The sequence below is a fragment of the Gulosibacter molinativorax genome, from assembly GCF_003010915.2.
Lineage (GTDB): Bacteria > Actinomycetota > Actinomycetes > Actinomycetales > Microbacteriaceae > Gulosibacter > Gulosibacter molinativorax.
Genome location: NZ_CP028426.1, coordinates 1,102,178 through 1,114,851, shown reverse-complemented (window position 1 = coordinate 1,114,851; position 12,674 = coordinate 1,102,178). Strand labels below are relative to the sequence as shown.

Genomic DNA, 12,674 nt, shown 5'->3' with positions numbered 1-12,674 from the left:
CGCGCCGATTCGCGTTGCCCTCGTCGATGACCAGCAGCTTTTCCGCGGTGGCATCAGGATGCTCATCGAGAGTCAGCCGGACATGAAGTTTGTCGCCGAGGCTTCGGACGGTGCGGAGGCGGTGCGGCTCGCGCAGGCGACGAACCCCGACGTCATCCTCATGGACGTGCGGATGCCGGTGATGGATGGGCTCGAAGCGACGCAGCAGATCGTCGCCCGGGGACTCGACACGCGCATCCTCATCCTCACGACCTTTGACCTCGATAAGGCGGTCGCGAAGGCCGTCGCTTCCGGCGCATCCGGATTCGTGCTGAAGGATGCCGACCCCGAGTTCCTCCTCGCGGCGATCCGCACCGTGCACTCCGGCTCGGAGGTGTTCGCGGCCCAGGCCACAGCCGACCTCATCCGCCGCTTCTCGCAGTCGCCAAATCGACTCGGTGGCGAACCGGAGGAGTTCAAAGCGCTCACTGAGCGCGAGCGGGAGATGTTCTTCCTCGCGGCGAAGGGCATGTCGAATGGCGAGATCGCGGCGCAGGAGTTCCTCTCCGAGGCCACGGTGAAGACTCACATCTCGCGCATCCTGGCGAAACTGTCGCTCCGCGATCGCGTGCAGCTGGTCGTCTTCGCTTACGAGCACGGGCTACTTTAACGTTGTCTCATACTCATGGATGACACCGCTTCGGCATGACTGACGACGAAAGTCGCGGCCCCACTTCCTAGTCTTGGGGCATGTCGGCACCCCTGCTTTCACCACGCTCGCTCGGTGGTTCGGGGACGGATTTTCAGATCCAATCGCTGCGACGCGGCGGCTTCGCCCCGCTCATCGACGTCTCGCTCACCGCGGTCGCGGGCGAGCTCACCGTGCTGCTGTCGAGCGACGGTTCGGGTGAATCGCTCCTCCGCGCCGCGGTCGGCGTTGACCCGACGGATGCGGGGGAGAGCGCCCTGCAGGGCGTCGCCATTTCGCGGCGTCCGCAGCAGCCAAACACGCTGACGCCACTCCAAGTTGGGCTGTTGACGGCCCAGCCGTATTGCTTCGCGGGCCAGACGATCGATAGCGCAATCGGGCAGTGGCTCGATCAGGCACCGGAGCTGGATCGCGCCGGGCGCACCCGCCGGGTCGAGGAATCCCTGGGGTTCAACGACCTCGGGCAGGCCTATGTCGAGAACCTCCCGCAGGCGTTGCAGCATCGCGTGGCGATCGGCCGCGCCCTCGCGCCGGCGCCAGCGATGATTGCGGTCGAGAACCCGTTCGCCGAACTCCCGCAGCGGGAGCGCAGCATGCTCGAGGGGCTGCTGCGCGTGATTGCGGCCGACTACGGCCTGCCTGTCTTGTACGCGTCTTCTGAGCTGTCGAGCGCGTCGCGGGCGCATCACGTCGTGAAGGTCGTGGGCGGTCGGGTCGTTGCGGATGTGCGGGGCTGGTCGGAGATCCAGCGCCAGTTCGCCGCGGGCTAGTGCTATCATCGCTCCATGCTCGTTTTCGGCACCCTCCTCCTTCTGTGCCGCGACGAGGCTTAGCAACTAAGCCTTCCTCGTCGCGGAGTTCGGTGTTGGCTTAGCCACAAAAACTCTCACAGGAGACCTCCGAAAAATGCAAAACTTCCAGAAGCCCTCAAGCATGCCCATCGACCGCTACGTGTCGTACGACGAGATGTTTGGGGTTCGCCTGCCGGACCGCACTTGGCCCAACAAGGTCATCACCGAAGCGCCCCGCTGGTGCGCGGTCGACCTCCGCGACGGCAACCAGGCGCTGATCGACCCGATGTCGCCCGAGCGCAAGATGGTCATGTTCGACCTGCTCGTGCGCATGGGCTACAAGGAGATCGAGGTCGGCTTCCCCTCCGCGAGCCAGACCGACTTCGACTTCGTGCGCCGCCTCATCGATGAGGACAAGATCCCCGAGGACGTCACGATTCAGGTGCTGACCCAGGCGCGCGAGCACCTCGTCAAGCGCACCTATGAATCGCTGCGCGGTGCGAAGCGCGCGATCGTGCACCTCTACAACTCGACGAGCACGCTGCAGCGCGAGGTCGTCTTCCGCGAGGACCGCGAGGGCATCAAACAGATCGCCCTCGAAGGTGCCCGCATGTGCAAGCGGTTCGAGGACATGATCCCCGAGACCGAGATCTACTACGAGTACTCGCCCGAGAGCTTTACGGGCACCGAGCTCGACTACGCCGTCGAGGTCTGCAACGCGATCATCGCCGAGTTCGAGCCGACGCCCGAGCATAAGATGATCATCAACCTGCCGGCGACCGTGGAGATGTCGACCCCGAACGTGTACGCAGACATGATCGAGTACATGCATCGCAACCTGGACCGCCGCGAGTCGATCCTGATCTCACTCCATCCGCACAACGACCGCGGCACCGGCGTCGCAGCGGCGGAGCTCGGCTACATGGCCGGCGCCGACCGCATCGAGGGTTGCCTGTTCGGCAACGGCGAGCGCACCGGTAACGTCTGCCTCGTCACGTTGGGCGTGAACATGTTCACGCAGGGCGTCGACCCGATGATCGACTTCTCGAACATCGACGAGATTCGCCGCACTGTCGAGTACTGCAACCAGCTCAAGGTCGACGAGCGCCACCCGTGGGGCGGCGACCTCGTCTACACCGCGTTCTCGGGTTCGCACCAGGATGCGATCAAGAAGGGCTTCGAGGCCCTCGACGTCAAGGCCGAGGAACAGGGCAAGGACGTCAGGGAGATCCAGTGGGAGGTGCCCTACCTGCCGATCGACCCGCAGGACCTGGGCCGCACCTACGAGGCCGTCATCCGCGTCAACTCGCAGTCCGGCAAGGGCGGCGTCGCGTACCTGTTGAAGGAACACCACAACCTCGACCTGCCGCGTCGCCTGCAGGTGGAGTTCTCGGGCCTCGTGCAGCAGCGCACGGACGCCGAGGGCGGCGAGATGACCGTCGACGCGATCTGGGAGCAGTTCATCCACGAGTACCTGCCGGCCGAACAGGTCGAGGACAAGTGGGGACGCCTCGAGATCTTCGGCACGCGCACGCAGACCGAAATGGACGGCACGACCGCCATGGACGTGAAGCTCCGCGTCGCCGACGAGACCCGCGAGATCAAGACGAGCGGTAACGGCCCGATCGACGCTTTCCTGAAGGCGCTCGAGGCTAAGGGGTACGAGGTGAAGTTGTACGACTACGTCGAGCACACGCTCTCGGCCTCCGGCGACGCGCTCGCCGCGGCATACGTCGAGCTCGAGACCAACGGGCAGCGCCTGTGGGGCGTCGGCATCGACCCGGATATCGCGAACGCCTCGCTCAAAGCGATCGTGTCCTCGGTGAACCGGGCGCTGCGCAACAACGGCAATTAGGCCGCATGGCCACACCGATGCGCTCGTACGGCGATGAGGTCGTCGTGCTGCGCGCGCAGCAGCTCGGTGAGGCCGACCGCATCCTGACGCTCTTCGGGCGTGAGCGCGGAAAGATCCGCGCCGTGGCCCGAGGGGTGCGCAGGACCAACTCCAAGATCGGCGGGCGGCTCGAGCCGTTCGCCGTCGTGGATGCGCAGCTCTATTCGAAGAATCCCGACGACCGTTCTCGGCTCGAGACGGTGACGCAGGCGGTGACGGTCGAGAGCTTCGCCGAGGCGATCGTCGCCGACTACGAGCGCTACGCCGCAGCCAACGCGATGGTCGAATCTGTCGACGAAATCATCGATGCCGAACCCGCGGCCCTGCAGTACGCACTGCTGCTGCAGGGGCTGCGCTCGCTCACCTCGGGCGAGCGCGATCCGCTCCTCGAGCTGGATGCGTATTTGCTCCGCTCGCTCTCGCTCGCGGGCTGGGAGCCGAGCTTCAACGAGTGTGCCCGCTGCGGCGCGCCGGGTCCGCACGCGCGAATCTCGTTCGCGGCCGGGGGAGCGGTGTGCGCATCCTGTGCCCCGGGGTGCGGCGCGACCTTAGCCGCGCACATCGACACGATGCGTCTGCTCTGGGCGCTGCTCGCGGGGAACTGGCGCGTCGCGGAGGGGAGCGACCAGGCGACCCGGGCGGACGCATCCCGCATCGTGAAGGCGTACGTGACCTACCACCTCGACCGGCAGTTGAAATCCTTCACCGCGATCGACGAGGTGTGGCGGATGCGCAATGCCGGCGGGTGATAGCGCCGCGGAAACCACAGCGCATCCGGAACCGCAGCGGTGAAAGTACGCTAGGGGCATGAATTTCAAGCCCCTCGACTGGACCGGAATCACGCCACCCGCATTTCCGGCCGGCGCAGTACCGAAACACGTCGCGATCGTGATGGATGGCAACGGACGCTGGGCGAATCGGCGCGGACTGCCGCGCACCGAGGGGCACCGAGCGGGCGAAGAGGCCCTGCTCGATGTCGTCGCGGGCGCGGTGCAGGCGGGCGTGCAGCACCTGTCGGTGTATGCGTTCTCGACCGAGAACTGGAAGCGCTCGATCGAGGAGGTCCGCTTCCTCATGGGCTTCAATCGCGAGGTGCTCCGCCGTCAGCGCGACCAGCTCAACGAGTGGGGCGTGAAGGTGGTGTGGTCGGGCGCCGAGCGACGGCTCTGGAAGAGCGTGATCACCGACCTCAAGGCCGCCGAGGAACTGACACGCAATAACACGGTGATGACCCTCAACATGTGCGTCAACTACGGCGGCCGCGTCGAGATCGTCGAGGCGGTGCGCCGAATCGCGGCTGACGCCGCCGAGGGCAGGATCAATCCCGACCGCATCCGCGAGAACACGATCGAGAAGTATCTCTACCAGCCGCAGCTGCCGGACGTCGACCTGTTCATTCGGTCGTCTGGCGAGCAGCGCACCTCGAATTTCCTGCTGTGGGAATCCGCCTATGCAGAGATGGTCTTCCTCGACACGCTGTGGCCGGACTTCACACGCGAGGATCTGTGGCACGCCATCGGGCTGTATATCGACCGTGATCGCCGCTTTGGCGGCGCCGTCGATAAGCCGCAGTCGGAGGCGTCGACCCCGTAACTCTTGTTTCCGTGCTTTACTGGACGGCGTGCAAAAATTAGCCTTGTTGACCGATGCGCCGATAGAGTATCTCGAGGTGGATGCGATCCAGCGCGAGCTGCACGCTGCCGTGGCGGCGGGGGAAGCTCCCGACACCGTCATCTACAGCGAGTTCGCGCCCGTCTATACGGCGGGCAGCAGCACCTCTGACGAGGACATCCCGAACCCGGATGTCCCGGTCGTCCGCATCGATCGCGGCGGCTCGGTGACCTATCACGGCCCGGGGCAGCTCGTCGCATACCCGATCATCCACGTGCACGGCCGCCAGGATGTGGTGGCCTATGTCCGCGGTCTCGAGCAGGCCGTGATCGACCTCGCAGCGAAGCTCGGCATCCTTGCGGGCCGCGTCAAAGGCCGCACCGGCGTCTGGATCACCGCCGCGGGCCAGCCCGACCGCAAGCTGTGCGCGATTGGCGTTCGCTTCGCGAAACGCACGACGATGCACGGGCTCGCGCTCAACGTCTCGACTAACCTCGCCGACTTCGAGCGGATCGTCCCGTGTGGCATTCAGGATGCGGGGGTCGTCTCACTCGCGGAGCTCGGGGTTTCGCTGTCGGTCGCCGAGATCGCCGGACTATTACATCCATACCTTGAGCAGGAACTGGCGCACTTTCGCGCGCCCGAGAAAGTAGGCCAGTTATGAGCACCCCATCGCCCGAGGGCCGCAAGCTCCTTCGCGTCGAGGCGCGAAACATGCAGACGCCGATCGAGAAGAAGCCCGAGTGGATCCGCACGCGTGCGAGCGTCGGCGAGCAGTACCAGGATGTGCGCCGCCTCGCGCGCCAGAGCGAGCTCCACACGGTCTGCGAGGAAGCCGGCTGCCCGAATATCTACGAGTGCTGGGAGGACCGCGAGGCGACGTTCCTCATCGGCGGTGACCAGTGCACGCGGCGCTGCGACTTCTGCATGATCGCGACGGGCAAGCCGGTGAGCTACGACCGCGACGAGCCTCGTCGCGTCGCCGAGTCGGTGCGCGAGCTGGGCCTGCGCTACGCGACCGTCACGGGTGTCGCGCGCGATGACCTGCCGGATGGCGCATCTTGGCTCTTCGCCGAGACGGCGCGACAGATCCACGCACTGAACCCCGGCACGGGTGTCGAGCTGCTCGTCGACGACTTCCGCGGCGGCAGCGGCGCGATCGAGGCCGTGTGCGAGGCCGAGCCCGAGGTGTTCGCCCACAACCTCGAGACCGTGCCGCGCATCTTCAAGGAGATTCGTCCGGCGTTCCGCTATGACCGCTCGCTCGATATGCTCGCCCGCGCGAGCGAGCTCGGGATGATCACGAAGTCAAACCTGATCCTCGGGATGGGGGAGACGCGCGAGGAGATCGAGTCGACGATGCGCGACCTGCGCGATCGCGGCACCGACATCCTCACGCTGACGCAGTACCTGCGGCCGTCGAAGCTGCACCACCCAATCGACCGCTGGGTAAAGCCGCAAGAGTTCATTGAGCTCTCGGATCTCGCGCGCGAGCTCGGTTTCGCGGGCGTCATGGCGGGGCCGCTCGTGCGCTCTTCGTACCGCGCCGGTCGGCTCTGGGCCCAGGCGATGTCGGCGAAGGGTCGCGAAATTCCGGAGGCGCTCTCGCACCTGCGCGACACCACGCCCGCGTACCAGGAAGCATCCTCGATCGTGGCGCGGAATCCGCACCTGGGAGAGGTACTCGCTCCGGCGTAATCCCGCGGTAGACTGGGACGTTGATTGTGTTTGCACGATGTCCCCGTTTCCCATGACGCCCAGGAGTGTTCTTTAGATGGCAGCCTCGAAGCTCGACCAGGTAATCGCCCTCGCTAAACAGCGCGGTTTCGTCTACCAGGCGGGTGAAATCTACGGCGGTTCGCGCTCGGCTTGGGACTACGGCCCCCTCGGCGTGGAGCTCAAGGAGAACATCAAGCAGCAGTGGTGGCAGACCTTCGTGCGCGGCCGCGCCGACATGGTCGGCCTCGACTCGTCGATCATCCTGCCGAAGGCCGTCTGGGAGGCGTCCGGCCACGTCGAGACGTTCACCGACCCGCTCGTCGAGTCGCTGCACACCCACAAGCGCTACCGCGCCGACCACCTCATCGAGGCGTACGTCGCGAAGCACGGCAAGCAGCCCGAGAACGGCCTCGCCGACATTCGCGACCCCGAGACCGGCCAGGAAGGCTCCTGGACCGAGCCACGCCTGTTCTCGGGCCTCGTGAAGACCTACCTCGGCCCGGTGGATGACGCGGCCGGCCTCCACTACCTCCGCCCGGAGACGGCGCAGGGCATCTTCGTGAACTTTATGAACGTGCTCACCACCGCGCGCAAGAAGCCGCCGTTCGGCATCGGCCAGGTTGGTAAGGCGTTCCGCAACGAGATTACGCCGGGTAACTTCATCTTCCGCACGCGCGAGTTCGAGCAGATGGAGATCGAGTACTTCGTCAAGCCCGAAGATGCTCCCGAGCACTTCGACGCGTGGGTCAAGGACTGCCTCGAGTGGTTCTACGACCTCGGTATCGATCCCGAGAACATCCGCCAGTTCGACGTGCCCGAGGACGAGCGCGCCCACTACTCGGCGCGCACGATCGACTTCGAGTACCGCTTCGGCTTCCAGGGCAACGAGTGGGGCGAGCTGATGGGCGTCGCCAACCGCACCGACTTCGACCTATCGTCGCACGCGAAGGCCTCGGGCGAGGAGCTCAGCTTCTTCGACCAGGCGGCAGGTGAGCGGTTCACCCCGTACGTTATCGAGCCCTCGTTCGGCCTGACCCGCTCGCTCATGGCGTTCCTCGTGGATGCGTACGCCGAGGACGAGGCGCCGAACTCGAAGGGCGGCGTCGACAAGCGCAAGGTGCTGCGCCTCGACCCGCGCCTCGCGCCGAACAAGGTCGCCGTCCTGCCGCTCTCGCGCAACGAGAACCTCACTCCGCTCGCGAAGGAGGTCGCCGACTCGATCCGCAACGGCGGTCGCTGGAACATCGACTTCGACGACGCCGGCGCGATCGGCCGCCGCTACCGCCGCCAGGACGAGATCGGTACTCCGTTCTGCGTCACCGTTGACTTCGACTCGATCGACGATCGCGCCGTCACCGTGCGCGAGCGCGACACGATGCAGCAGGAGCGCGTCTCGATGGACCGCCTGTTCGGCTATCTGTCCGAGCGCCTGCGCGGCTGCTAATTGCGGGAGCCCATGACGATTACCGAACCCACCCAGGCCACGCAGGCCCCCAGGCTGCTCAGTCACCTCAGGGAACCCAGGCAGCCCCGGCCCCGGCGCTCAAGATCGGCCCGATCGAGATCGCCTCGCCGGTCGCGCTCGCCCCCATGGCGGGCATCACCAACGAGGCGTTCCGACGGCTGTGTCAGGAATATGGTGCCGGCCTTTACATCACCGAGATGGTGACGACGCGCGCGCTGGTCGAGAAGAACCCGACCGCGCTGCGCCTCATCCGTCACCACCCGGAGGAGAAGGTCCGCTCGATTCAGCTGTACGGTGTCGACCCGAAGATCGTGGGTGACTCGGTTGCGATGCTCGTAGACGAGGACAAGGTCGACCACCTCGACCTCAACTTCGGCTGCCCCGTGCCGAAGGTCACGAAGCGCGGCGGCGGCAGCGCCCTGCCGTGGAAGCGCGACCTCTTCGAAGCAATCTGCACCGAGGCCGTCCGCCGCGCCGGCGACGTCCCGGTGACCGTGAAGATCCGCAAGGGCATTAACGAGGAACGACTCACGTACCTCGAGAGCGCCCGCATCGCGGAGGGCTCGGGAATCGCGGGCATCACGCTGCACGCGCGCACGCTCGAGCAGCAGTATTCCGGGAAAGCCGACTGGTCCTCGATCGCGACGCTCAAGGAGACGATCTCGTCCATCCCGATTCTCGGTAACGGCGACGTGTTCGAGGGCGAGGATGGCGTGCGGATGGTTCGCGAGACCGGTTGCGATGGCGTCGTGGTTGGCCGCGGCGTCCTCGGCCGTCCCTGGTTGTTCGCCGATCTCGAGGCTGCCTTCGCGGGCCGCCCCGAGCGCGCCCAACCGGGGCTGCGCGAGGTCGGCGCCGCGATGATTCGTCACGCCGAGCTCCTCGTCGACTTCTACGAAGACGAGTTCTACGGCTGCCGCGACTTCCGCAAGCATGCCGCGATGTACTTCAAGGGCTACCCGGTCGGTGGCGAGGCGCGTCGCGACTTCGCGCTGATCGAGACCCTCGACCAGCTGCGCGAGCTCGTCGCAGACCTCCCGGATGAGCCGTGGCCCGGCTCGAGCGCGATGGGCCCGCGCGGGCGCGCGGGTTCGCCCCGCCGCGCCGCGCTGCCGCAGGGCTGGCTCGATTCCCGCACGATGAGTTCGGCGGATCAGGACGACATCGCCGCCGCCGAACTCGATGTGTCGGGAGGCTAAGCACTTGCCGCAAGCGACCACCGACATCCCGGCCCGCGGCTACGAGACACGCGACGGCGACCGTTTCCTCCACGAGCACCACGAGAACCGCAACCGCTCCGAGTTCGCGCGCGATCGCGCCCGGCTGCTGCACTCATCCGGCCTGCGCCGCTTGTCGCAGAAGACCCAGGTGCTTTCGCCGACCTCTGGCGTCGACTTCGCCCGCAACCGGCTGACGCACTCGCTCGAGGTCGCGCAGGTTGGCCGCGAGCTCGCGGGCGTACTCGACCTCGACCCCGACGTTGTGGATACCGCGTGCCTCGCGCACGACATCGGGCATCCGCCGTTCGGCCACAACGGCGAGCGCGCGCTTGCCGAGTGGGCCGAGGAGATTGGCGGCTTCGAGGGCAATGCCCAGACCCTCCGCCTCATCACCCGGCTCGAGCCGAAGGTGATCGGCGAGGACGGGCGCACCTACGGACTGAACCTGACCCGGGCCTGCCTCGACGCATCCTGCAAATACCCGTGGGACTACGCGACGGCCAAGGAGAAGGGCACGCGCAAGTTCGGCATGTATGAGGACGACCGCGACGTGTTCGAGTGGCTGCGCGCCGACGCGCCGGCGGACCGCAAGTGCATCGAGGCGCAGGTGATGGATCTTTCGGACGACATCGCGTATTCGGTGCACGACCTCGAGGACGCCGTGGTCGAGGGGTACATTCCGCTCGAGGAGATCGAGTGGGCCGAGAACCGCGAGGCGATTCTCTACAACGGGGTCGACTGGTCGCACGGCGAGTTCAGCCAGGACGAGATGGCAGAGGCGCTCGAGCGGTTGCTCGCGGCGCCGTATTGGGTGCACGAGTACGACGGCACGATGCGCACGCAGGCAGGCCTGAAGAACCTCACCTCGCAGCTCATCGGGCGATTCGCGCAGGCGGCCACGCACGCGACGCTCGAGCACTATGGCAAGGATGCGCGGCTCACGCGGTTCGCGGCCGACGTCATCGTGCCGCGGGAGACCGAGGCCGAGATCGCGCTGCTCAAGGGCACCGTGTCCGGCTTCGTAATGTCGCTGCCGACGCGCCAGCCCGTGTATGCGCGCCAGCGGCAGCTGCTCACCGAGTTGCTCGAGGGTCTGTGGGCCTCGGGGGAGCGCTTCCTCGATGACGGGTACACGCGGCTCTTCCGCGACGCGACGGACGATGCGGCGAAGCGCCGAGTCGTCGTCGACCAGGTCGCGTCCCTCACCGACCAGTCCGCACTCACTCTCCACAGCAAGGTCATCGGGGCCCAGCAACATTGGTAACGGCGTAGGATTCGGGCATGGCGCGTATCCGGAGATCTGACATTGATGAGATTCGTGCTCGCACCAACATTGAGGACGTCGTTGGCGAATACGTCACGCTGAAGTCCGCCGGTGTTGGCTCGAAGAAGGGACTGTGCCCCTTCCACGACGAGCGCACGCCCTCATTCCACGTGCGCCCGCAGCTCGGCTTCTATCACTGCTTCGGCTGCGGCGAGTCGGGCGACGTATTCAGCTTCCTGCAGAAGATGGATCACGTCACCTTCGTCGAGGCCGTCGAGAAGCTCGCGGGCAAGCTCGGCTACCAGCTGACCTACGAGGACGGCGGCGAGGCTCCCGATCACTCGAAGCGCGTTCGCCTGCTGGCCGCGACGGGCGAGGCCGAGCAGTTCTTCCAGGGCCAGCTTTCGACCGCGGAGGCGCAGCCCGCGCGCGATTTCCTCGGCGGCCGCGGCTTCGACCCGGCCGCGGCGGCGCGCTTCGGCGTGGGCTTCGCCCCGCAGTCGTGGGATGCGCTGACCAAGCACCTGCGCGGCCGCGGCTTCTCGATGCAGGAGATGCAGGATGCGGGGCTCGTGTCCACGAACGAGCGCGGCTCGAGCTATGACCGCTTCCGCGGCCGCGTGATCTGGCCGATCCGCGACACCTCGGGGCAGACGGTCGGCTTCGGCGCGCGCAAGCTGCTCGACGAGGACAAAGGCCCGAAGTACCTCAATACCCCCGAGACCGAGATTTACCACAAGTCGCGCGTACTCTACGGGCTCGACCTCGCAAAGAAGGACATCGGCCGCAGCCACGAGGTGGTCGTGGTCGAGGGCTATACCGACGTCATGGCCGCGCACCTCGCCGGCGTGACCACGGCCGTCGCGACCTGTGGCACGGCCTTCGGCGTCGACCATATCAAGGTGCTGCGGCGCATCATGGACGACGAGTCGCACCGAGGCCGCGTCATCTTCAACTTCGACCCGGACGAAGCCGGCCGCAAGGCCGCGATGCGTGCGTTCGCGGAGGAGAACCGCTTCGTCGCGCAGACCTTCGTCGCCGTCGCCCCGGAGGGCTTCGACCCGTGTGACCTGCGGCTTCACCGCGGTGACCAGGCCGTGCGCAGCATGGTCGAGAATCCGCAGCCGATGTACGAGTTCGTGATTCGCGAGCAGCTGCGCAAGCACAACCTGCGCACCGCCGAGGGTCGGGTCGCCGCGCTCCGCGAGGCCGCGCCGATCATCGTGGGCATCCGCGACCGAGCCCTGCGGCCCGAGTACGAACGGCAGCTCTCGGGCTGGCTCGGGATGGACCTCGAGCAGGTGCGCGCGGCCGTAGCGAGCGCCGAGCGGCAGCAGCAGCGCGCATCCGACTACCCGCCGGACTACTCGCCGGAGGAGATGGCTGCGGCCGGAGGCTACACCGTGCCGGCGGTGCGGATGCAGGACCTCCCGAACGATCCCGTCACGCGCCTCGAGCGGGACACGCTCTCGGCGATCCTGCAGTACCCGAAGATGCTCTCGGATGCGCAGCTCAACAACGTGCTCGACGCCGAGTTCTCGAACTCGACGCTGTCGATCGTGCGGGATGCGATTATCGCCACCCAGGCCGACCTCGGCACGCCGCAGTGGCTGCCTCGCGTGCAGGAGGAAGTGCCGAGCTCCTTCATGCCGCTCGTGAACGACCTCTCGATGGCGCCGCTACCGGCGGGCAACGGTCCCGAACAGGTCGCGGCCTACGTGCGCTCGATGGCGGCCGCGCTCGTCGAGCGAGACCTGCTGCACCGGAAGGCGGAGCTCCTCGGTGAGCTGCGTCGCACCGACATCGAGATCGACCCGCTGCGCCACCGCGAGCTGAGCGAGAAGCTAGTGGATGTTGAGCGCCGCAAGCGCGACGTGCGCGAGAGCCTCGAACAGCAGGTGTGACGCTGGCTGGACGCTGGCTGGCTGCCCGCGCACCAGCCGGGCCGCGCATCCGACTCCGGATGGTTATTGGCACTGAGCCACGTCGCATCGGCGGGTTGGGCACGGCGCCCGGCTAGGC

Annotated in this window: 11 protein-coding genes; all 11 read left to right on the top strand. The window is 66.7% G+C overall.

Annotated features, from left to right (window positions below):
• The first annotated feature begins 58 nt into the window (after positions 1-58).
• The 11 genes from GMOLON4_RS05300 to dnaG all read left to right on the top strand — a co-directional run bounded on the left by GMOLON4_RS05300 (position 59) and on the right by dnaG (position 12,556).
• Positions 59-649 (top strand): response regulator, encoded by a 591-nt coding sequence (locus GMOLON4_RS05300; RefSeq protein ID WP_245575316.1) that lies wholly within the window; start codon positions 59-61, stop codon positions 647-649.
• An 80-nt stretch (positions 650-729) separates the two neighbouring features.
• Positions 730-1,458, top strand: coding sequence for an ATP-binding cassette domain-containing protein (locus tag GMOLON4_RS05295; protein ID WP_026935644.1), 729 nt, complete (start codon positions 730-732; stop codon positions 1,456-1,458).
• Between the two features lie 136 nt (positions 1,459-1,594).
• The gene (gene leuA, locus GMOLON4_RS05290; protein ID WP_026935645.1) at positions 1,595-3,334 is read left to right on the top strand and encodes a 2-isopropylmalate synthase; all 1,740 of its coding nucleotides are present in this window, start codon (positions 1,595-1,597) and stop codon (positions 3,332-3,334) included.
• A 5-nt stretch (positions 3,335-3,339) separates the two neighbouring features.
• Positions 3,340-4,122 (top strand): DNA repair protein RecO, encoded by a 783-nt coding sequence (gene recO / locus GMOLON4_RS05285; RefSeq protein WP_322745136.1) that lies wholly within the window; start codon positions 3,340-3,342, stop codon positions 4,120-4,122.
• 58 nt (positions 4,123-4,180) lie between these two features.
• A complete protein-coding gene (locus GMOLON4_RS05280) occupies positions 4,181-4,966 on the top strand; it encodes an isoprenyl transferase (protein ID WP_026935647.1) in 786 nt (261 codons plus the stop codon).
• 46 nt (positions 4,967-5,012) lie between these two features.
• Positions 5,013-5,648, top strand: a complete 636-nt coding sequence (lipB, locus tag GMOLON4_RS05275) for a lipoyl(octanoyl) transferase LipB (RefSeq protein WP_245575315.1) — start codon at positions 5,013-5,015, stop codon at positions 5,646-5,648.
• Complete coding sequence (gene lipA / locus GMOLON4_RS05270) at positions 5,645-6,682, top strand: lipoyl synthase (RefSeq protein WP_035731298.1); 1,038 nt, start codon at positions 5,645-5,647, stop codon at positions 6,680-6,682. Before lipB ends, lipA begins: the two co-directional genes overlap by 4 nt.
• Positions 6,683-6,758: 76 nt before the next feature.
• Positions 6,759-8,147, top strand: a complete 1,389-nt coding sequence (locus GMOLON4_RS05265) for a glycine--tRNA ligase (RefSeq protein ID WP_026935649.1) — start codon at positions 6,759-6,761, stop codon at positions 8,145-8,147.
• 146 nt (positions 8,148-8,293) lie between these two features.
• Positions 8,294-9,367: a tRNA dihydrouridine synthase DusB gene (gene dusB, locus GMOLON4_RS05260; protein WP_265415408.1), complete on the top strand. Its 1,074-nt coding sequence runs from the start codon at positions 8,294-8,296 to the stop codon at positions 9,365-9,367.
• Positions 9,351-10,652: a deoxyguanosinetriphosphate triphosphohydrolase gene (locus tag GMOLON4_RS05255; protein ID WP_051265836.1), complete on the top strand. Its 1,302-nt coding sequence runs from the start codon at positions 9,351-9,353 to the stop codon at positions 10,650-10,652. The genes dusB and GMOLON4_RS05255 overlap by 17 nt, the downstream gene beginning before the upstream one ends.
• Before the next feature lie 17 nt (positions 10,653-10,669).
• Positions 10,670-12,556, top strand: a complete 1,887-nt coding sequence (dnaG, locus tag GMOLON4_RS05250) for a DNA primase (protein ID WP_026935652.1) — start codon at positions 10,670-10,672, stop codon at positions 12,554-12,556.
• Positions 12,557-12,674 lie beyond the last annotated feature (118 nt).